Consider the following 19,472-nt stretch of genomic DNA (forward strand, 5'->3'; position numbering starts at 1 on the left):
AAAACATCGGCCATTGGGCGAACCCCCTCGTCCATGGTCTGGGATCAGACCTTATCGGACGAGGGGGACGCAGATCACAGCGGGGTCACGGAAACCCCCGAAAGGGTCAGACCGGAATCACCGTGGGAACGATCATCGGACGGCGCCGGTAGGTCTCCGCCACCCAGCGGCCCACGACGCGGCGCACGGCCTGCGCGACCCGGTGCGTGTCGGTGATGCCCTCGGCCTCGGTGCGCGCCAGCTCCATCTCCACGAGCGGCACGACGGCCTCCAGCGCCTTGGGGTCGTCGGAGAAGCCGCGGCCCGAGATCGTCGGGGCCGTCACCGCGCGCCCGGACGCCGTGTCGATGGCGACCGAGATCGAGATGAAGCCGCCCTCGCCGAGCACCAGGCGGTCGGACAGCGTCGACTCGCCGACGTCGCCCACGGACAGGCCGTCGACGTACACGTGGCCCACGACGACCCGGCCCGAGACCGCGGCCTTGCCGTCGATCAGGTCCACGACGACGCCGTCCTCGGCGATCACGACGTGGTCCTCGGCGACACCGGTGGCGACGGCGAGAGCAGCGTTCGCGCGCAGGTGCCTCCACTCGCCGTGCACGGGCATCACGTTCGACGGCCGCACGGCGTTGTAGAGGAACAGGAGTTCGCCTGCCGGCGAGTGGCCGGAGACGTGCACCTTGGCGTTGCCCTGGTGCACGACGGTCGCGCCGAGCTTGGCGAGGCCGTTGACGACGTTGAAGACCGCGTTCTCGTTGCCGGGGATCAGCGACGACGCGAGGATGACCGTGTCGCCCTCGCGGATCGAGATCTGGCGGTGCTCGCCGCGGGCCATGCGGGACAGCGCGGACAGCGGCTCGCCCTGCGACCCCGTGGAGACGAAGAGGACCTCGTTCTCGTCCATCTTCATCGCGACGTCGAGGTCGACGAAGAGGCCGTCCGGGACCTTGAGGAAGCCCAGCTCGGACGCGATGCCCATGTTGCGCACCATCGAGCGGCCCACGAACGCGACCTTGCGCTTGTACTGCACGGCCACGTCGAGGACCTGCTGGACGCGGTGCACGTGCGAGGCGAAGCACGCCACGATGACGCGCTGGTCGGCCTTGCGGATCACGTTCTCCAGCACGGGGCCGATCTCGCGCTCGGGCACCACGAAGCCGGGCACCTCGGCGTTGGTCGAGTCGACCAGGAACAGGTCCACGCCCTCGTCGCCGAGGCGCGAGAAGCCGGCCAGGTCCGTCAGGCGGCCGTCGAGCGGCAGCTGGTCCAGCTTGATGTCACCGGTGTGCAGCACCAGGCCCGCGGACGTGCGGATGGCGACCGCGAGCGCGTCCGGGATCGAGTGGTTCACGGCGAAGAACTCGAGCTCGAACGGCCCGAACGAGCGCCGCTCCCCCTCCTTCACCTCCACGAGCTGCGGGCTCTGGCGGTGCTCCCGGCACTTGGCGGCGAGCAGCGCCAGCGTGAAGCGGGAGCCCACGACCGGCACGTCGGGGCGCAGCTTCAGCAGGAACGGGACCGCGCCGATGTGGTCCTCGTGGCCGTGCGTCAGGACGATGGCGTCGATGTCGTCGAGCCTGTCCTCGATCGCGCGGAAGTCCGGCAGGATCAGGTCGACGCCCGGCTGGTCGTCCTCGGGGAACAGAACGCCGCAGTCGACCACGAGCAGCCTCCCGGCGTGCTCGAAGACGGTCATGTTGCGGCCGACCTCGCCGATTCCGCCGAGAGCGACGACGCGGAGGCCGCCTTCCGGCAGTGCGGGTGGCAGTTCGGTCGATTGGGTCACGCGTTGACTCCCAGTTCGGCCGCGATGGCCTCGATGTCCTCGGCTGCGGCGGGCACCAGCGGCAGACGGGGATCCCCCACGTCCAGTCCGCGCAGGCGCAGCGCAGCCTTCGTGTACGTCACGCCGGGAACCCGGCGGAAGGGTCGCAGCAACGACAGCAGCGACTCGTGGATTTCCTTTGCCCGGACCACGTCTCCGGATTCATACGCATCGGCGAGATCGCGCAGGCGATCTCCGGCGAGGTGACCGATGACGCTCACGAACCCGACGGCGCCCACGGACAGCCACGGCAGGTTCAGCGGGTCGTCGCCCGAGTAGTAGGCGAGATCGGTCGAGGCGATCACCCGGCTGCCCGCGTGCAGGTCGCCCTTGGCGTCCTTCACGGCGAGGATCCGCGGGTGCTCCGCCAGCCGCAGCAGCGTGTCGACCTCGATCGGCACGACGGCGCGCGGTGGGATGTCGTAGAGCATCACCGGCAGGTCGGAGGCGTCCGCGACGGCGGTGAAGTGCGCCAGCAGACCCTCCTGCGGCGGCCGCGAGTAGTACGGCGTCACGACCAGCACGCCGTGCGCGCCCGCCTTGGACGCCTGCTCCACCAGGTGGATGCTGTGCGCGGTGTCATAGGTGCCCGCACCGGCGACCACGGTCGCGCGGTCGCCCACGGCCTCGACGACGGCCGTGAGCAGCGCGGCCTTCTCCCGGTCGGTCGTGGTCGGGCTCTCGCCGGTCGTGCCGTTGACGACCAGGCCGTCGTTGCCCAGGTCCACCAGGTGTTTCGCCAGTTCCTGCGCCTTGGGGAGATCGACCTCGCCACGACGGTCGAACGGGGTGACCATGGCGGTGAGAACGCGGCCGAACGGGCGGTCCGGCCCTGCGTACGGGCTTCCTGGCATGCGCAGAAACTACCCGAGTTCAGACGCTTCGGTTCAACGACCGCACCCGTTGCACCGCGTCGGCGTCACCGCTGTATTCCACACGGGCCTCGTCGCGCCCGAAAGCCAGCATCACGAGCTCGGGCACCTCGCCGGTGATCACGACGCCGTTCGCGCCCTGCTTGGCGACGACGTGCTCGCCGTCGGGCCGCACCAGCGTCACACCGACGGGCGACGACTTGTACGTCATGCGCGCGGTGAACGGCAGCAGCTTCCACAGCGTCGCCTCGCGCCGGGCGTCGTACGGCCGTGGCTCCCAACCGGTCTGTGCGCGCCGCACGTCCTCGTGGTGCACGAAGTACTCGGCGGTGTTGATCACGTTGTCGAACGGCTGGATCCAGAACGGCGGCGTGCGGACCAGGTCCAGGAGCTCGCTCCACGCCTTGTGCGTGTAGTCCTCCTGGACCTTCTCCGTCCACTTCGCGAAGACGGGCAGCACGATGCCGGGCGCGGTGTCCGGGCGGCGCTCGCGGATCGCGAGGTGGGCGGCCAGGTCCCTGGCCGACCAGGTGCCGCACAGCGTGGGCGCGTCGGGGCCGAGCTCGGTCATCAGGTCGACGAGCGCCTTGCGCTCGTCACGGGCGAGACTCACCCGCCCATTGCACCACAGCCGGCTCAGGCCTCGTTCGGCTTGTAGCAGGCGGTGAACCCGGTCGGCTTGGACGAGTTGTCGGCCAGCAGCTTGACCACCTGGTCGCGCTTGAGGTTCTCCGGGTAGCCGGGCCAGTCCGGTTCCTGCCCGTTGACGTGCAGCTCGTCGAGCCAGTAGCCCGACTGGCCGGAGACCTTGGCCATCTCGAGGTCGCAGCCCTTGACCCGGACCACGACCTCGATGATCTTCTCCGAGGACTTGACCGTGCGCTTGCCGATCTTCTTGGACTTCTTCTCCTTCTCCGTGCTGGGCGCGCCGGGGTTGCTGAACCCGGCCGCCTTGAGCTCGGCGACGAACTTGTCCTCGTTGCCGGAGCAGGCCGTCAGAGCGGCCGCACAGGAGAGGGCGAGCAGGGCAGGAGCGATCTTCCGCTTCACCGTCAGTTGTCCTTCTTCGCGCTGATGCTGCCGTCGAGTTTGCTGCCGTCCTTGGCGCCCGCCAGGCACCAGATCTTGCGTTCCGCGTTGCCGCTCTTGTCCTTGGCCCACGCGCTCTCGCTCGGGACCAGGGTGGTGAGTTTGAGGTTCGACCCGTCCTTGATCCACGCCGAGTTCAGCGTCATCTCGCACCGGGCCACGCCGAGGCTCTTCAGCGCGTCGACCCCGGGATAGGCGGCGTCGGGGAAGTTCGACTGCACGGGCAGGCTGTCGATCACGTCGAACACCTCGAAGTCGTGCGGCTTGTCGCACTCCTCGCGGGTGTCCGAGTTGAGCAGCTTGGTCGGGGCGACCTCACCGATGCCGCACGTGTTCTCGTAGAGCTGGAACACCGGGACCTCGGCGCCCTCGCCGTAGGTGAGCGCCGCGCTGCCGCTGCTGCCGCCGGGCGCGGTGAGCGCGCGGTGCGTGAAGACGCCGCCGGTGAAGGCGGCCGCGGCGATGACCACGGCACCGACCAGCGCGATGACGCGGTTGCGCTTCTTCTTCGCCGGGTCGGCGGCCGCGGGCTGCTGGTACTGCTGGGTCTGCACCGGCGCGATGCCGGTCGGCGGCGTCGGCTGGTTGCCGATGCTGGAGAGCATCGCGCGCGCCTGCGGACCGGACAGCCGGGCGTTCGGGTCGGCGATCAGCAGACCGGTGATGACCGCGCCGAGCACGCCCGTCGCGCGGGTCAGCCGCGGCGTCTCGCTCATGATCGCGTGCAGCGTCGAGGCCGTGGAGGAGCGCTCGAACGGGCTCCAGCCCTCGACGGCGTAGCAGAGGGTCGCGCCCAGGGCCCACAGGTCGGACGCGGGGCCGGCCTCGTGGCCATGGATGCGCTCCGGCGCCATGTACGCGGGCGAGCCGATGAGGCTGCCGCTCGTGGTCAGGCGCGGGTCGTCGACGGCCTGGGCGATGCCGAAGTCGGTGAGCTTGAGCTTGCCGTCCGGGCGCACCATCAGGTTGCCGGGCTTCACGTCGCGGTGCACGATCCCGGCCTGGTGCGCGGTCTCCAGCGCGGACAACGCCTGCAGCGCCATCGAGACGACCTGGTTCTGCGGCATCGGGCCGTGCGTGCTGATCAACGTCGACAGCGTCGCCGCCTCGACCAGCTCCATGATGATGTACGTCGTGCCGTTCTCGTTGATGGCGTCGTACACCGTCACGACGGCGGGATCGTTGAGCTTGCCGGCCGTGCGCGCCTCACGCAGGGCGCGCTCTTCGAGCACACGGCGTTCCTCGTGCGCGATGCCGTCGGGCAGGTGCAGTTCCTTGACCGCGACGAAACGCCCGATGTGGCGGTCCTGGGCGCGCCACACGATGCCCATGCCACCGCGGCCGAGCTCGGCCACCAGGGCGTACCTGCCCGCGATGAGGCGCGGTTCGACTGCCTGTCCGTGCAACGTGCGCTCCTGAAGCCTGGGAACCGGGGGCGTTGACGGTACTTGAGACCCGCCAACCGGAGGATCGGTTCCTAGGCTTCCGGCGCTACAACCAGTTCGTGACCTGCGGCACGCAACGCCACCACGGCACGGCCCAGATCGGCGTGCTTCACGAGCAGGTGGTCCGTGTCGTATGTGGACAGCGCGAACAACGAGACGCCCGCCGCCGCCAGCTCGCCCGCGAGCGCGGCCATGATGCCGGTGAGCGTGAACTCCAGCGGCCCGCGCACGGTGAGCAGCCGCCAGCCCCTCTCGGCCGCGTCACCGTCCACCGCGAACGAGGCCGGGGCGATGATCGACAGCTCGGCCGGGGTCCTGGTGACGGACACCAGCACGCCGGTGAGGTCGAGCAGTCCGGCGGGGACAGGGGCGTCCGGTGCCAGGCGCGTGACCGCGTATTCGCCGGGCGGGACGTCCACGATGAGCCGCTTCATGGCGCTCAGCCTTCAACCACCAGCGGGCTGGAGGCAACTTCCGTGCCGTCCGGGAGTGTCGAGATGACGAAGTCCGCGAACGCGTTGGGCGCCGCCCTCGTCAGTTCGCGCAGGCAGGCCACGGCGAGCTCGCGCAGTTCGACGTTGATGTGCTCGGTGGCGCGCATCGCGATGAAGTGCCGCCACGAGCGGTAGTTGCCCGTCACGACGATTTCGGTGCCCGTGGCGTTGGGCAGCACGGACCGTGCGATCTGCCGCGCGCGCCGCCCGTTGACGGTCTTCTCCAGGCTCTGCACGAGGTCCTCGTACGCCTTCAGGCTCGCCTCGGTCGCGGCGACGAACCGCGCGTGCAGCTCCGGGTCCTCGGCGATCAGCGACGGCTCGACGACGTCGGTCGGATCGGTGCGCTGGGAGAGCTGCGAGTACGAGAAGTGCCGGTGCCGGATCAGCTCGTGGGTGAGCGAGCGCGGCAGTTCGGTCAGGTAGAGCGAGGCGCTGCCGTGCTCGAACGCGGCGAGGTGCCCGACGTCGAGCAGGTGGTGCAGGAACGTCGCGTTGGTGTTGGTCATGGGGTTCGAGCGGTCCCACGACTGGTAGCAGGCCCGGCCGGCGAACTCGACGAGCGCCGCGCCACCGTCCGCGTCGGTCGTCCACGGCACGTCGTCCGGCGGGATGAACTCGGTCTTGGCCACCAAACGCACTCTCGGCATGGCCTCGACATTAACCCTGACGCCAGGTGGTGGTTGCACGATGTCGGAAGTGACGTCATAGTGGTGTCATGGATCTGTCGCCGTACATCGCGTCACTGCGCGAGGACCTGGCGACGGCCGCGTCAGCGGGAGATGAGAACACCCGTCGAACGGCCGCCGCGTTGTCCGCAGCGCTCGAGCCAGCCGCGCGACTGGCGATCATGAACGCACTGTCCGACCTGGCCGCCGAGGTCACCGCCTCGCTGGACGGCCAGGTCGTGGACGTACGACTCGCCGGCCGTGACGTCCAGGTGGTCGTCACGGGCTCCGCCGAACCGGAACCGGAGCCCGCTCCGCGCCAGGAGGTGCCGAACTTCGGTGACGCCACGGGTGACATCAGCCGCGTCACGCTGCGTCTGATCAACGAGCTCAAGTCGAAGGCCGAGGCCGCCGCGGCGGCTCAGGGCGTGTCGCTGAACTCGTTCATCCAGCAGGCCGTCGGCGGCGCGGTGCACGGCAAGCACAAGCACCAGCACAAGGGGTGGAGCGGGAACACGGGCTCGGGCTCGCGGGTCCGCGGATGGGTGCAGGGGTGAGCGGGATGACCGAACCGACAGCGGAACCGACCGAGCCGTCCGGCGTCGTGCGCCAGCAGAGCTTCGAGTTCGCGGGCATCGCCGAGATCGACATCTCGCTGCTCAGCGGCCGGGTGCAGGTGCAGCTCGTCGACGCGCCGGGTGTGCACGTCGAGGTGCGGCACGACCCGAACGCGGGCAACTCGTGGACCGAGGGACTGACCAGCGTGCTGAGCTGGGTCAGCGGCCAGTTCGGCCCCGACAAGACGGCTCCCCCGACGGGTCCGGAGGAGGCCGTGCGCGACGCACGCGTCGAACTGCTGGGCAACCGCCTGCGCATCGAGTCGTCCAAGGCGCTGCCGTTGCGCGCCGTGCCGCTCTCGGTGGTGGTGACGGCACCCGTCGGGTCGCACGTCGCCTCACGGACCGGTGCGGCCGACGTCGTCGTGACGGGCGGCGCGGGTCGTCTCGACCTCAACACCGGCACGGGCAGCGTGTCCGCGGACCGAGCGACCGGCGAGGCCAAGGTGAACTCGGGCGCCGGCACCGTCCGCCTGGGCACGATGCTCTCGACGCTGAAGGCGAAGACGGGCAGCGGGGACGTCGAGGTGTCGTCGGTCGGCGGCGCCACCACGCTCGTCACCGGCACGGGTGACGTGTGGCTGGGCGCCGTGCAGGGCGACGTCCAGGTGCGCACCGGCAGCGGCGACCTGACGGTGGCCGACGCCGCGTCCGGCGAGATCCACCTGGGCACCGGCTCGGGCCACATCCGCGTCGGCGTCCGGCAGGGCACGCTCGCGCGCATCGACCTGGTGTCGACGTCCGGCACGGCCCGCAGCGACTTCGACGTCTCGTCCGAGCCGCTGGGTGACGCCACCCTGTCGGTCACGGGCCGCACGGGCAGCGGCAACGCGCTGGTGACCGCCGCAACGAGCTGACCGGGGGGTCGGAAAGGCCCGGACGGCGTCCTCACGGCTCCTGGAACGGTTTGGAGCCGCCGGGGACGTCGTCCGGGAAGATCGGGCAGCGCAGCTCCCCGGTCAGGAACTTCCTGATGAAGCTCGAGAAGCTGCCGTCGTAGGACCACTTCTGCCGCATGTCCGTGATCAGCACGGTCCACTCGTCCGGCTCACCCTTCGTGAACCACAGGCAGTGGTCGCCGTTCGCGGTCATGCCCCACGGCAGCAGCCCCGGCGACTCCGGGTGCGCACGCAGGCCGGGCTGGCGGCGCAGCGCCCGCAGCATCTTGGGCGCCGTCGACATCCAGTTCATGAAACCGGCACGTGCCGTCGGGTGCAGGATGCGGACGTAACCACCGACGATCAGCGGCGGATAGGCCTCGGCGAGGTGCACGTAGTCGCTGGGCAGGGCCGTGCCGGCACGCGCTTCGACCGCGTTCCAGTCGACCGGGTCCGGACGCCTCTCCGGCGCTCCCAGCAGATCGATCCACTCGTCAGGCGGCACCGTTCACCTCCGTGACCCTCAAGCATCGCCTGTGGCACTTGGGATTCGGTTGTACCGCAGTCCAGCGGCGACCAGTGAGACGACGGCGTCGAACGCGTCCTGAATGTGAGGATTCCCCCACTCCTGGGCGTGCGCCGGGTGGTGGAACGCCTGCGTCGCGTCCCACACCGCCTGTGCCGTCCTCGGCACGTCGTCCGTCACGAACTCGTGGGTATCCACTCCCGCCTGGATGATGCGCGCGATCAGGCCCACCAGGTGCTCGACGTGGTCCTCGACGACGCCGCTGCTCTCGCCGACCAGGGTCTTGTACGTCGTGAACAGCTCCAGGTCCTCGGTGTGCGAGCGCCGCTTCTTGTCGAAGAGCCTCTGCAGCCACTCCCGCAGCACCTCGGAGGCGGGCAGGCCCTGGCCGAACGCCGGTTCCATCTCCCGGTGGATCGCGTCGAGCCAGCGCCTGGTCACCGCCTCGCGCAGCGCGGCCTTGGTCGCGAAGTGGCGGTAGACGCTGCCGTGGCTGACCCCGAGCGCCTTGGCGACGTCGACCACCGTCGCCTTGGCAGGGCCGTACCTGCGCAGCACCTCTTCGGTCGCCACGAGGATCGCCTCCGCGGTCAGCGCCTCCGCCACTCCACTCACCTCTCGCTGTCCAGCATCGCCATCTGCTCGGCCGCGTAGCGCGTGCCCGCAGCGGCTCCGAGAGGAACAACGGCCTCGATCTCGGCCAGTTCCCGCTCGGTGAACGTCACGTCGGCGGAACCCACCGCCTCCTCAAGCCTCGCACGCTTCGTCGTGCCGACCAGAGGCACCACGTCCTCACCGCGCGACGCGACCCACGCGATCGCGAGCTGCGCGACCGTGACGCCCTTGGCCTCCGCGATCTCGTTGAGCTTGGTGACGAGGTCCTGGTTGCGGGTCAGGTTGTCGCCCTGGAACCGCGGCGCGTGGCCGCGCCAGTCGCTCGCGTCGAGGGTGAGCGGCTTCGAGGAGATCAGTCCGCGCGAGAGCACGCCGTACGCCGTGATGCTGATGCCCAGCTCACGGGTGGTCTGCAGGATCTCCCGCTCGACACCGCGTTCCAGCAGGCCGTACTCGATCTGCAGGTCCGCGATGGGGTGCACGGCGTGCGCCCGGCGGATGGTCTCGGCACCGACCTCGCTCAGGCCGATGTGCCGGACGCGGCCCTTGTCGACCTGCTCGGCGATGGCACCGATGGTGTCCTCGATCGGCACGCTCGGGTCGAGCCGGGCCGGCCGGTAGATGTCCACGTGGTCGGTGTCCAGGCGCTGCAACGAGTACGCGAGGAAGTTGGCCACCGCGACCGGTCGCGTGTCGAACCCGATGAACGCGCCGTCGGCGTCCCTCATGCCGCCGAACTTGACGCTGAGCTGCACCTCGTCTCGACGGCCCCTGATCGCCTCCGCGACCAGCAGCTCGTTGTGGCCCTGGCCGTAGAAGTCACCGGTGTCGAGCAGCGTGACCCCGGCGTCCAGTGCGGCCCGGACCGTCGCGATGCTCTCGTCCCGGTCGGCCGGGCCGTAGGCGTTGGACATGCCCATGCAGCCCAGGCCGAGGGCGGACACGACCGGACCGGTGGCTCCCAGCTGGCGCTTCTGCATTTCGAACCCCTTCGTCGTCTTCGGTGTCTCCACCATGCCCGATGGGCTGACAGATTTCAATATCTGTCAGCTCATAGTTGTCGGACCTATTGACAAAAGAGTTTTGAACGTTCAAAGTCTTTTTTGCGATGAGAGACGTCATCTACCTGGAACGGATGGAGCAGGCCGAGACCCTGCTCAAGCCGCAGCGCGTGGAGGTGCTGCGGCAGCTCGCCGCGCCGCGTTCGTGCACCGAGGTCGCCGAAGTGCTCGAACAGACGCCGCAACGCGTGCACTACCACGTGAAACAGCTGGTCAAGGCCGGTCTGGCCACCCAGGTCTCCGAGCGCAGGGTGCGCGGCGTCCAGGAGGGCCTCTACCAGGCGGTGGCGCGGTCGTACTGGCTGTCGCCGCGCCTGGTCGGCCGGATCGGGACGCGCGACGAACTGGCATTGGGGCACCTCGTGGACCTCGCCGAGCAGATCCAGGACGACGTGGCGGCGCTCGACAGGTCGAGCGAACTGCCGTCCGTGGGCGTGTCCGGCGAGATCCGGGTGCCACCCGAGGACCGCGCGCGCTTCCTGGCCGACCTGCAGACGACGTTGCAGGACCTCTTCACCCGATACGGCGGCGCGGAAGGGGATGCGTTCCGCATCGCGCTCGCCTGCTATCCCAAGGGAGACGATCGATGAGCACCGGAGTTGTCCGCGTCCGCACCACCGCTTCCCCCGCCAGGGCCTTCCAGGCGCTGACCGAGGCCGACGACCTGCGCGTCTGGCTCGCCGAGCACGCCGACGTGGACCTCGAGCACGGCGTGTACGAGTTCTGGGGGCGCTACACGCCCGAGGGCGAGCGCGGCCGGCAGAAGCTGCTGGAGACCACTTCTTCTTCGGTGCGCTTCTCGTGGTTGTTGCACGGCACCGACTACACGATCGAACTCGGCGTAGAGGAGCGCGATGGCCAGACGTTGATCGTGGCGTCGCAGTCGCCGTACCCGGACTGGGGCGCCGGCGTCGAGGACGAGGGCAAGGCGGGCGTCGTCCAGACGTTCTGGTCGCTGTCGCTCGCGAACCTCGTCGAGCACGTCGAAGGCCGTCCGGTCTTCGCGCTCTGCGACTTCTCGACGCCCGAGCAGCGGATCGAGGTCGACATCGCGGCACCGCCCGAGGCGATCATCCACGCACTGACCGACGAGGACGTGTTCGCGCGGTACTTCGGGGCCCGCTGCTCGATCGAACCGCGCGTCGGCGGCCGGTGGGCCATGGGCAGCAGCTTCGACGACGAGCCGAACCCGGCGAAGATCGTGGCGCTGGACTCCGAGCACTTCACGCTGGAGTTCCCCGACGGCATGGTCTCGGACTGGCAGCTCAAGGGGTCCGAGGGCAGGACGCGGCTGACGTTCGTGCAGAGCGGGTTCGACCCGGCCGACCCGCCGTACGGCTCGTGGATGGGCTGGTTGTCCGGGTTCGCGGACATGCGCCGCATGCTCGAACTGCCGGACTGGCGCCCGATGTGGCACTCCTACGAGGCCCCCGGACTGCCCGACGGCGTGCTCGTCTACGAATAAACGGGCGTGAAACGGGCGAGTGAGAGCCAGATCATTCGGCTCTCACTCGTTCGCGCCTGGCTTTCGTCGGCGACGGGCCGATATCTTCGGGGTCGTGCTCGAGTCAGCGCGAATCACCGTGGCCGCCGTGTTGATCGCTTTCTCCGTGACGGCGGCGGTCTTCTTCAACTACTAGAACCACGCCATGACCACGGCCGGGGACGCCGCGAGGACGCTGAACCTCGCGAAGCGGCCCACCATGCCGGTGGCCACGAACATCAGCGTGGACATGCCCGCGAGCCCGGCGAGCACGCTCGTCGCCATGAACGGCGGCACCCCGATCAGCGCGCTCACGCCGTGCGTGCCCGCCATCCAGTTCGGGTGCGCGCGGCACTTCACGTGGATCCAGTCGCCCCAGCGGTGCAACCGCGTGCCGGGGCCGAACCAGCGCTTCAGCCTCGACGGCTTGCCGCTCGGCTTGCGGTGCAGGAACTTCGGCAGGTGGATGTCGCCGCGCGCCGCGTAGAAGTACAGCAGCTTGCCCAGCACCTGGCCGACCGCCACCGACAGGCCGACGATCCAGAACGATGTGTCCGGCCAGCGCGCGCAGAGTCCCAGGACGAACATCTCGATGCTGATCAAGGGGACTAGCGCTGAGCCGAACGCGACCCCGAAGGTGAGGCCAACCAGGGCGAGCACCCGGCCGAGGTTACACAGATCTCAGTCGTCGAGTCGGACCGCGAGCTCACCGGACACCCGGACCTCGCGCAACGGACGCCCGCCTGCGTCCAACGTGCGTACGGTGCCGTCCCCCGTCCAGCCCAGTCGTTCGTAGAAGTTCTTGGACGCCTTGTCCGCCTCCGGCACCCACGCGATGCCGCGCGTGGCCCCGGACTCCCGCAGGCGTTGGGCGGCTTCCGCGACGAGCCGCGTGCCGTGCCCCCTGCGGCCCCAGCGCGGCTCCACGAGGACGCTGACGAGCGCCGTGGTCTCCGCGTCCGCGGGCAGGCTCCCGTCCGCCCTGGCCACTTCTTCCTCGGGCGCCTTGCTGGCGACGACGAACCCGACCGTCCACTCCCCCTCCGTCGCCTTGAGCACGGCGCCCTGCTGCACGGCGAGTGCCCACGCCTCGTCGGTGTCGAGCGTGTCGAGGACTTCGGGAGGGAGCAGCTCCGCATAAGCGAGCCGCCACGTCTCCCGGTGGATGCGGACGATCTCCTGGAGATCAGCAGCGGTGGCGATGTCCACGCCGGCGTCGGCCATGGACGCACCCTATCGACGTCGAATTGTCAGGGGTGCGTGGCACCATCGCCCCCGTGCAGAGCATTAGCGCCGACGTCGCCCGCCGAATCGCCCTGGCGGCCCAGGGCTTCACCGACCCGAGACCGTCCGCCGCCACCCGCAGGCACCTGCAGCGGGTCCTGTCCCGCGTGCAGCTGCTGCAGATCGACTCGGTGAACGTGGCCGTGCGAGCGCACTACATGCCGCTGTTCTCCCGCCTGGGCTCCTACGCGCCGTCCCTGCTGGACGAAGCCGCCTGGACCCACTCGGCGCGCAAGCCCCGCATGCTTGTCGAGACGTGGGCGCACGAGGCGTCCCTGGTGCCCGTGGCCGACTGGCCGCTGTTCCACTCGGGAGCGAAGAAGCGCGGCTGGTGGCAGAACTACCAGACGATCGTCGAACGCTCCCCGCAACTGGTCGACGCCGTCCTCGCCGCCGTGAAGGAACTGGGCCCGATAGGCGCCGGCGCCCTCGAGAAGGCCCTCATGGGCGACCGGGGCCGCGCGAAGGGCCCGTGGTGGGACTGGTCCGAGGTCAAGCGCATCTGCGAGGTCCTGTTCGGCGTGGGCGTCCTGACCACTGGCACCCGCCGCAGCTTCGAGCGCCTGTACGACCTGACCGAACGCGTCATCCCGCCCGACGTGCTGGCCCAGAAGTGGGACGCGGACTCCGGCGCCCGCGAACTCGTCCAGCGCTCCGCGGTCGCGCTGGGAGTGGCGACCGAACCGGACCTGCGCGACTACTACCGCCTGGACCCCCGCCGCTCCCAGGCCGCCGTGGCGGCGCTGGTGTCGGACGGCGTGCTGGAGCCGGTCGCGGTCGAGGGCTGGAAGGGCGTCGGCTACCGGCACGTCGACGCCCGCGCGCCACGTCGTGTCACGGGACGCGCGTTGCTGTGCCCGTTCGACCCGCTGATCTGGGAGCGCGCGCGGACCGAGCGGATCTTCGGGTTCCGGTACCGCATCGAGATTTACGTGCCGGAGCCCAAGCGGGTGCACGGGTACTACGTGTTCCCGTTCCTGCTGGACGGTGCGCTCGTGGGGCGGGTGGACATCAAGGCGGACCGGGCGGCCGGGGTGCTGCGGGTGCAGTCGGCGTGGGCGGAGCCCGGGGTGGACCGGGGGCGGGTCGCGGTGGAGCTCGCGGCGGAGTTGCGGCACATGGCCGACTGGCTGGGGCTGGAGGACGTCCTGGTGGTGCAGAAGGGGGATCTGGCTGCGGAGCTGATCGCGGCCGTGGTGAACGGCTGACGCCCGACCCCGACCACCGACGCAGAAGCCCCGGGCCGCAGGCCCGGGGCTTCGTCTCACGCGTGCAGTTCGATCGCCTTGCGCATCGTCTCCCGCGCCCGTCCGCGGTCCCCCGCGATGTCGTACGCGTAAGCCAGCCGGAACCAGGCCCGCCAGTCCTCCGGCGATGCCTCGACCTCGGCCCGCCGCTCCTCGAACCACGAGTCGGCGGCTTCCCGGTCCACCCGGCCGGACGGGCGGCGCGGCAGGTGCGACACGTCGGGCAGCAGCCCGTCCGCGTCCAGCTCGCGCGCCATCTTCTCGGTCTCCCAACCGAAACGCAGGTTGGAGTACACGAGCCAGACCCCGAGCAGCGGCAGGATCAGCACGCCGACGCCGAGCAGCACCCCGACCGGCGAACCGGTCTGCAGCAGGGCGATCGCACGGCCGGCGAGCAGGACGAAGTAGACCGCGAGAGCCGCGATCAGCACCGCGACGGTGACCCGGACCTTCACAGGTCGAGGTACTTGTCGAGACCGACCGCGAGGCCGGGACGGCCGGCGATCTCCCGCACGCCCAGCACCACGCCGGGCATGAAGGACGTGCGGTGAAACGAGTCCTGGCGGATCGTCAGGGTTTCGCTCTCGCCGCCGAACACGACCTCCTGGTGCGCGATCATGCCGGAGATCCGCAGCGAGTGGACGCGCACGCCGTCGACCTGAGCGCCGCGGGCACCCGGCTCCTCGACCGTGGTCGCGTCGGGCATCGGGTCCATGCCGGAACGCGCCGCCGCGATCAGGCGAGCGGTGTGCGCGGCCGTTCCCGAAGGCGCGTCGGCCTTGCGCGGGTGGTGCAGCTCGATGATCTCGGCCGACTCGTAGTAGCGGGCCGCGATCTCCGAGAAGCGCATCAGCAGGACGGCGCCGATGCCGAAGTTCGGCGCCACCAGCACACCGACGTCGGGACGCGACGCCAGCAGTGCCTCGACGGCGGCGAGCTTCTCGTTGTCGAAACCGGAAGTGCCGACGACGCAATGGATTCCGTTCTCGATGCAGAACGAGAGGTTGTCCATCACCACGTCGGGGTGCGTGAAGTCGACGACGACCTGCGCGCCCGCGTCCACCAGGGCGGACAACGGGTCGTCGGCGTCGATGGCCGCCACGACCTCCATGTCCTTCGCGGCCTCGACCGCGCGGACCACCTCGGAACCCATGCGGCCCCGCGCGCCGAGAACTCCGACGCGAATCATGCAATCACCTCGTGTACCTGGTCCGGCAGATCGTCGGCGTGATCGTAAGGGCCGACCACCGCCGCGGCGACGGGACGGCGCAGCAGATCACGTGCGAGCAGCGCCACTTCCTCGGCGGAGACGGCGTCGATCCGCGCCAAAGTCGCTTCCACGCTCAGGTGGTCGCCGTAGTTGAGCTCGGACTTGCCGATGCGCGACATCCGGGAACTGGTGTCCTCCAGGCCCAGCACCAACGCACCGCGCAGCTGGCCCTTGCCGCGCGCCACTTCGGCGTCGGAGAGCCCGCCTCGCGCGACGTCCACGAGCACCTCGCGGATCACGCCGGCGGTCTCGCCCAGGCGGTCCGGCTGGCAGCCCGCGTAGACGGCGAACGTGCCGGTGTCGGCGTAGAGCCCCACCGACGAGTACACCTGGTACGCCAGGCCGCGCCGTTCGCGCACTTCCTGGAACAGCCGCGAGCTCATTCCGCCGCCGATCGCCGCGTTCAGCACGTTCAGCGCGAACCGGCGCTCGTCGTGGCGGTCGAGGCCCTTCATGCCGAGCATCAGGTGCGCCTGCTCGGTGTCGTCGGTGTGCAGCACCAGCTTGCGGGCGTCCGCGATGCGCGCGCGACCCGCACGGGGCGTCACCGCGCTGCCCTCGCGCGACAGCCGGTCGCCGATCGCCTTGCGCACCAGGCGCATGACCTGCGTGTGCTCGATGTTGCCGGCGACGGCGAACACCATGCGCGGCAACGTGTAGCGCTTCTTGTAGAACGAGAACAGGTTGTCCCGCTGCATGTCCTGAATGGACTTCTCGGTGCCGAGAACGGGACGCCCCAGCGCGTGCCCGCCGAACAACGCCTCGATGAACGCGTCGTGCAGCAGGTCCTCGGGGTCGTCGTCGCGCATCGCGATCTCCTCGAGCACGACACCGCGTTCGGTCTCGAAGTCGCGTGGACCGCAGATCGCCTCGAACACCACGTCCGCGACCAGGTCGATCGCGAGCGGCAGGTCCTCGTCCAGGACGTGCGCGTAGTAGCAGGTGTGCTCCTTCGCGGTGAACGCGTTCAGCTCGCCGCCGACCGCGTCGATCTCCTCCGCGATGGCCGCGGCCGTGCGCCGCGCCGTTCCCTTGAACAGCAGGTGTTCGAGGTAGTGCGCCGCACCCGCGACCTCGGGCCGTTCGTCACGGGAACCGACCTGCACCCACAGCCCGACCGACGCGGACCGCACGCTCGGGATGCGCTCGGTGATGACCCGCAGGCCCGAGGGCAGCATGCTGCGCCGCACCTCGGACCCGGCGGACATCTCCAGCACCCGTGTGCTGCCGGGCTTCTGGAGGTGGCCCAGCACGGGAGTACGCGGACGGCCGCGGGTGGATGCACCCGCGGCCGTCACGTTGTTGTCAGTCGTGCTCACTGCGCGGGAGCCGCCTCGGCGGCAGCGTCCTCGGCAGCGGGGGCCTCGGCCGGCTTCGCGGCGTCCTCTTCGGACACCACGACGAGGCTGATCTTGCCGCGCTGGTCGATGTCGGCGATCTCGACGCGGAGCTTGTCGCCGACCTTGACGACGTCCTCCACCTTCGCGATGCGCTTGCCGTTGCCCAGCTTCGAGATGTGGACGAGGCCGTCCTTGCCGGGCAGCAGCGAGACGAACGCGCCGAACGCGGCCGTCTTCACCACGGTGCCCAGGAAGCGCTCGCCGACCTTCGGCAGCTGCGGGTTCGCGATCGCGTTGATCATGCCGATCGCGGCCTCGGCCGAAGGGCCGTCCGCCGCACCGACGTAGATCGTGCCGTCGTCTTCGATGGAGATGTCGGCACCGGTCTGCTCGGTGATCGAGTTGATCATCTTGCCCTTCGGGCCGATGACCTCGCCGATCTTGTCGGTCGGGATCTTGACCGACGTGACGCGCGGCGCGAAGGCGCTCATCTCGTCCGGCGTGGCGATGGCCTCGGCCATGACCTCGAGGATCGTGTAGCGCGCGTCGCGGGCCTGGCCCAGCGCCGCCGCCAGCACCTCGGACGGGATGCCGTCGAGCTTCGTGTCGAGCTGCAGCGCCGTCACGAACTCCTTGGTGCCCGCGACCTTGAAGTCCATGTCGCCGAACGCGTCCTCGGCACCGAGGATGTCGGTCAGCGCCACGTACTCGGTCTTGCCGTCGACCTCGTCGGAGACGAGACCCATCGCGATGCCGGAGACCGGCGCCTTCAGCGGGACACCCGCGTTGAGCAGCGACAGGGTCGAAGCGCAGACCGAACCCATGGACGTCGAGCCGTTGGAGCCGAGGGCCTCGGACACCTGGCGGATCGCGTACGGGAACTCGTCGCGCTTCGGGAGCACCGGCATGAGCGCGCGCTCGGCCAGTGCGCCGTGGCCGATCTCGCGGCGCTTCGGCGAGCCCACGCGGCCGGTCTCACCGGTCGAGTAGGGCGGGAAGTTGTAGTGGTGCAGGTAGCGCTTGTGCGTCTCGGGGGACAGCGAGTCGATCTGCTGCTCCATGCGCAGCATGTTCAGCGTGGTGACACCCAGGATCTGGGTCTCGCCGCGCTCGAACAGCGCCGAACCGTGCGTCCTCGGGATCACGGCCACCTCGGCACCCAGGTCGCGGATGTCGGTGAGGCCACGGCCGTCGATGCGGACCTTGTCGCGCAGGATCCGCTGGCGCACGAGCTTCTTGGTCAGCGAGCGGAACGCGGCGCCGACCTCCTTCTCGCGACCCTCGAACTGCTCGGCCAGCTTCTCGAGCGTGGCGGCCTTGATCTCGTCGAGCTTGCTCTCGCGCTCCTGCTTGCCCGCGATCGTCAGCGCCTGCGCCAGCTCGCCGGCGGCGGCGGACTCGACGGCCTCGAACGCGTCGGCCTGGTAGGCCGGGTACGTCGGGAAGTCACCGGTCTCCTTCGCGGCGACCTGGGCGAGCTGCGCCTGGGCCTCGCAGAGGACCTTGATGAACGGCTTGGCGGCCTCAAGACCCGCGGCCACGACCTCCTCGGTGGGGGCGACGGCGCCCTCGCCGATCAGGTCGATCACGTTCTCGGTGGCCTCGGCCTCGACCATCATGATCGCGACGTCGCCGGACTCGACCACGCGGCCCGCGACGACCATGTCGAACACGGCCTTCTCGAGCTGCTCGTGCGTCGGGAACGCGACCCACTGACCCTCGATCAGGGCGACGCGGACGCCGCCGATCGGGCCGGAGAACGGCAGACCCGCGAGCTGCGTCGACGCGGACGCGGCGTTGATCGCCACGACGTCGTACAGGTCCTTCGGGTTCAGGCTCATCACGGTGATGACGACCTGGATCTCGTTGCGCAGACCGTCCACGAAGGACGGGCGCAGCGGACGGTCGATCAGGCGGCAGGTGAGGATGGCGTCCGTGCTCGGACGGCCCTCACGCCGGAAGAAGGAGCCGGGGATGCGGCCCGCGGCGTACATGCGCTCCTCGACGTCCACCGTGAGGGGGAAGAAGTCGAAGTGCTCCTTGGGGTGCTTCGACGCCGTCGTGGCGCTCAGCAGCATCGTCTCGTCGTCCAGGTACGCCACCACGCTGCCGGCGGCCTGACGCGCGAGGCGCCCGGTCTCGAAGCGGATGGAGCGCGAGCCGAACTTGCCGTTGTCGATAACGGCAGTCGCCTCGTGGACCTCGATGTCCGTCATTTACTTGTTACTCCTCGTCTTTTGGACGCCGCTCACGCGATTTGACGAGGCCGGTCTTCGATCGAAGTCCCCTGGGGCGTTTCCACCAGGGGGCCACTACCGAGGACCGGCGAAAACTGCTTCGCGCGATGCGGGCCCTGTTCGTTCCTCTTTGCAACCAGGGATCTGTATACACCCGGTTGTGCACCGAGGGGGAGTGACCGGCCGGTCACTCCCCCTCGGTGTGAATCACCTGCGCAGACCGAGGCGCTGGATCAGCGCGCGGTAGCGGTTGATGTCCACCTTGGTCAGGTAGTTCAGCAGACGGCGGCGACGGCCGACCATCAGCAGGAGACCGCGGCGGGAGTGGTGGTCGTGCTTGTGCTGCTTCAGGTGCTCCGTGAGGTCCGCGATGCGCTTGCTCAGGAGGGCCACCTGGGCCTCGGTGGAACCGGTGTCCGAGTCGTGCAGACCGTACTCACCGAGGATGGACTTCTTCTGTTCCGTGGACAGTGCCACTAGGTACTTCTCCTACTTCGTTCAGGTCCGTGCGGCCCCTTGCC

Annotated in this window: 22 protein-coding genes; 5 read left to right on the forward strand and 17 right to left on the reverse strand. The window is 69.6% G+C overall.

All coding sequences use genetic code 11. The features are described from left to right. Positions 1-106: 106 nt before the first annotated feature. The 7 genes from BMY74_RS17940 to thyX all read right to left on the reverse strand — a co-directional run bounded on the left by BMY74_RS17940 (position 107) and on the right by thyX (position 6,375). Entirely contained in the window at positions 107-1,786 is a 1,680-nt protein-coding gene (locus tag BMY74_RS17940) for a ribonuclease J (RefSeq protein WP_089917363.1), read from the reverse strand. Next, entirely contained in the window at positions 1,783-2,679 is an 897-nt protein-coding gene (dapA, locus tag BMY74_RS17945; protein ID WP_089917364.1) for a 4-hydroxy-tetrahydrodipicolinate synthase, read from the reverse strand. The genes BMY74_RS17940 and dapA overlap by 4 nt, the downstream gene beginning before the upstream one ends. A gap of 19 nt (positions 2,680-2,698) precedes the next feature. Continuing rightward, a complete protein-coding gene (locus BMY74_RS17950) occupies positions 2,699-3,310 on the reverse strand; it encodes a TIGR03085 family metal-binding protein (protein WP_089917366.1) in 612 nt (203 codons plus the stop codon). A 23-nt stretch (positions 3,311-3,333) separates the two neighbouring features. Further along, positions 3,334-3,747 carry a hypothetical protein gene (locus BMY74_RS17955; RefSeq protein WP_089917368.1) on the reverse strand — a complete coding sequence of 138 codons (414 nt, stop codon included), beginning with the start codon at positions 3,745-3,747 and terminating at the stop codon, positions 3,334-3,336. 2 nt (positions 3,748-3,749) lie between these two features. Next, complete coding sequence (locus BMY74_RS17960; protein WP_245786202.1) at positions 3,750-5,192, reverse strand: serine/threonine-protein kinase; 1,443 nt, start codon at positions 5,190-5,192, stop codon at positions 3,750-3,752. Positions 5,193-5,263: 71 nt separating this feature from the next. Further along, complete coding sequence (locus tag BMY74_RS17965; RefSeq protein ID WP_089917369.1) at positions 5,264-5,665, reverse strand: ACT domain-containing protein; 402 nt, start codon at positions 5,663-5,665, stop codon at positions 5,264-5,266. Positions 5,666-5,670: 5 nt separating this feature from the next. Then, positions 5,671-6,375, reverse strand: a complete 705-nt coding sequence (gene thyX, locus BMY74_RS17970) for an FAD-dependent thymidylate synthase (protein ID WP_089917370.1) — start codon at positions 6,373-6,375, stop codon at positions 5,671-5,673. 68 nt (positions 6,376-6,443) lie between these two features. On the opposite strand from thyX, the gene BMY74_RS17975 reads away from it, so the two are divergent. Next, positions 6,444-6,950, forward strand: coding sequence for a toxin-antitoxin system HicB family antitoxin (locus BMY74_RS17975; protein WP_089917372.1), 507 nt, complete (start codon positions 6,444-6,446; stop codon positions 6,948-6,950). 5 nt (positions 6,951-6,955) lie between these two features. Beyond that, positions 6,956-7,867, forward strand: a complete 912-nt coding sequence (locus BMY74_RS17980) for a DUF4097 family beta strand repeat-containing protein (RefSeq protein WP_089917373.1) — start codon at positions 6,956-6,958, stop codon at positions 7,865-7,867. A gap of 31 nt (positions 7,868-7,898) precedes the next feature. Here the strand turns inward: BMY74_RS17980 and BMY74_RS17985 are convergent, their stop codons facing one another. Genes BMY74_RS17985 through BMY74_RS17995 form a run of 3 tightly spaced genes read right to left on the reverse strand, consistent with a single transcriptional unit; the run spans position 7,899 to position 10,009 of the window. Further along, complete coding sequence (locus tag BMY74_RS17985) at positions 7,899-8,393, reverse strand: hypothetical protein (RefSeq protein WP_089917375.1); 495 nt, start codon at positions 8,391-8,393, stop codon at positions 7,899-7,901. 18 nt (positions 8,394-8,411) lie between these two features. Further along, positions 8,412-9,020 (reverse strand): TetR/AcrR family transcriptional regulator, encoded by a 609-nt coding sequence (locus tag BMY74_RS17990; RefSeq protein ID WP_218159657.1) that lies wholly within the window; start codon positions 9,018-9,020, stop codon positions 8,412-8,414. Between the two features lie 5 nt (positions 9,021-9,025). Beyond that, entirely contained in the window at positions 9,026-10,009 is a 984-nt protein-coding gene (locus BMY74_RS17995; protein ID WP_089917715.1) for an aldo/keto reductase, read from the reverse strand. A gap of 128 nt (positions 10,010-10,137) precedes the next feature. Here BMY74_RS17995 and BMY74_RS18000 point away from each other — a divergent pair, with 128 nt between their 5' ends. Together BMY74_RS18000 and BMY74_RS18005 are read left to right on the forward strand one after the other, a co-directional pair. Next, a complete protein-coding gene (locus tag BMY74_RS18000) occupies positions 10,138-10,680 on the forward strand; it encodes a winged helix-turn-helix domain-containing protein (protein ID WP_089917378.1) in 543 nt (180 codons plus the stop codon). Beyond that, positions 10,677-11,555 carry an SRPBCC family protein gene (locus BMY74_RS18005; RefSeq protein WP_089917379.1) on the forward strand — a complete coding sequence of 293 codons (879 nt, stop codon included), beginning with the start codon at positions 10,677-10,679 and terminating at the stop codon, positions 11,553-11,555. The genes BMY74_RS18000 and BMY74_RS18005 overlap by 4 nt, the downstream gene beginning before the upstream one ends. A 171-nt stretch (positions 11,556-11,726) precedes the next feature. Here BMY74_RS18005 and BMY74_RS18010 read toward each other — a convergent pair whose 3' ends face one another. Continuing rightward, entirely contained in the window at positions 11,727-12,233 is a 507-nt protein-coding gene (locus BMY74_RS18010) for a YqaA family protein (protein ID WP_089917381.1), read from the reverse strand. Between the two features lie 21 nt (positions 12,234-12,254). Then, positions 12,255-12,797 carry a GNAT family N-acetyltransferase gene (locus BMY74_RS18015; protein WP_089917383.1) on the reverse strand — a complete coding sequence of 181 codons (543 nt, stop codon included), beginning with the start codon at positions 12,795-12,797 and terminating at the stop codon, positions 12,255-12,257. Between the two features lie 53 nt (positions 12,798-12,850). Here BMY74_RS18015 and BMY74_RS18020 point away from each other — a divergent pair, with 53 nt between their 5' ends. Then, complete coding sequence (locus BMY74_RS18020; RefSeq protein WP_089917717.1) at positions 12,851-14,065, forward strand: winged helix-turn-helix domain-containing protein; 1,215 nt, start codon at positions 12,851-12,853, stop codon at positions 14,063-14,065. A gap of 56 nt (positions 14,066-14,121) precedes the next feature. Here BMY74_RS18020 and BMY74_RS18025 read toward each other — a convergent pair whose 3' ends face one another. The 5 genes from BMY74_RS18025 to rpsO form a co-directional block, all read right to left on the reverse strand. Beyond that, complete coding sequence (locus BMY74_RS18025; protein ID WP_089917385.1) at positions 14,122-14,559, reverse strand: tetratricopeptide repeat protein; 438 nt, start codon at positions 14,557-14,559, stop codon at positions 14,122-14,124. Beyond that, positions 14,556-15,293 carry a 4-hydroxy-tetrahydrodipicolinate reductase gene (gene dapB / locus BMY74_RS18030; protein WP_089917387.1) on the reverse strand — a complete coding sequence of 246 codons (738 nt, stop codon included), beginning with the start codon at positions 15,291-15,293 and terminating at the stop codon, positions 14,556-14,558. The genes BMY74_RS18025 and dapB overlap by 4 nt, the downstream gene beginning before the upstream one ends. Beyond that, positions 15,290-16,582, reverse strand: a complete 1,293-nt coding sequence (locus BMY74_RS18035) for a M16 family metallopeptidase (protein ID WP_089917719.1) — start codon at positions 16,580-16,582, stop codon at positions 15,290-15,292. Before BMY74_RS18035 ends, dapB begins: the two co-directional genes overlap by 4 nt. A 107-nt stretch (positions 16,583-16,689) precedes the next feature. Next, positions 16,690-18,930 carry a polyribonucleotide nucleotidyltransferase gene (locus tag BMY74_RS18040; protein ID WP_089917388.1) on the reverse strand — a complete coding sequence of 747 codons (2,241 nt, stop codon included), beginning with the start codon at positions 18,928-18,930 and terminating at the stop codon, positions 16,690-16,692. 228 nt (positions 18,931-19,158) lie between these two features. Then, on the reverse strand, positions 19,159-19,428 hold the full coding sequence (rpsO, locus tag BMY74_RS18045; protein WP_030471762.1) for a 30S ribosomal protein S15: 270 nt from the start codon (positions 19,426-19,428) through the stop codon (positions 19,159-19,161). Positions 19,429-19,472: the final 44 nt, after the last annotated feature.

Source organism: Lentzea albida, from assembly GCF_900111005.1.
In the GTDB taxonomy this organism is placed as follows: Bacteria; Actinomycetota; Actinomycetes; order Mycobacteriales; family Pseudonocardiaceae; genus Lentzea; species Lentzea albida.

What these genes read in the sequence shown, in the direction of transcription:
- dapA (WP_089917364.1), bottom strand. Translation starts at nt 2,679, where the DNA reads ATGCCAGGAAGCCCGTACGCAGGGCCGGACCGCCCGTTCGGCCGCGTT.
- BMY74_RS17965 (WP_089917369.1), bottom strand. Translation starts at nt 5,665, where the DNA reads ATGAAGCGGCTCATCGTGGACGTCCCGCCCGGCGAATACGCGGTCACG.
- thyX (WP_089917370.1), bottom strand. Translation starts at nt 6,375, where the DNA reads ATGCCGAGAGTGCGTTTGGTGGCCAAGACCGAGTTCATCCCGCCGGAC.
- BMY74_RS17975 (WP_089917372.1), top strand. Translation starts at nt 6,444, where the DNA reads ATGGATCTGTCGCCGTACATCGCGTCACTGCGCGAGGACCTGGCGACG.
- BMY74_RS17980 (WP_089917373.1), top strand. Translation starts at nt 6,956, where the DNA reads ATGACCGAACCGACAGCGGAACCGACCGAGCCGTCCGGCGTCGTGCGC.
- BMY74_RS17995 (WP_089917715.1), bottom strand. Translation starts at nt 10,009, where the DNA reads ATGCAGAAGCGCCAGCTGGGAGCCACCGGTCCGGTCGTGTCCGCCCTC.
- BMY74_RS18000 (WP_089917378.1), top strand. Translation starts at nt 10,138, where the DNA reads ATGAGAGACGTCATCTACCTGGAACGGATGGAGCAGGCCGAGACCCTG.
- BMY74_RS18005 (WP_089917379.1), top strand. Translation starts at nt 10,677, where the DNA reads ATGAGCACCGGAGTTGTCCGCGTCCGCACCACCGCTTCCCCCGCCAGG.
- BMY74_RS18015 (WP_089917383.1), bottom strand. Translation starts at nt 12,797, where the DNA reads ATGGCCGACGCCGGCGTGGACATCGCCACCGCTGCTGATCTCCAGGAG.
- dapB (WP_089917387.1), bottom strand. Translation starts at nt 15,293, where the DNA reads ATGATTCGCGTCGGAGTTCTCGGCGCGCGGGGCCGCATGGGTTCCGAG.
- BMY74_RS18035 (WP_089917719.1), bottom strand. Translation starts at nt 16,582, where the DNA reads ATGTCCGCCGGGTCCGAGGTGCGGCGCAGCATGCTGCCCTCGGGCCTG.
- BMY74_RS18040 (WP_089917388.1), bottom strand. Translation starts at nt 18,930, where the DNA reads ATGACGGACATCGAGGTCCACGAGGCGACTGCCGTTATCGACAACGGC.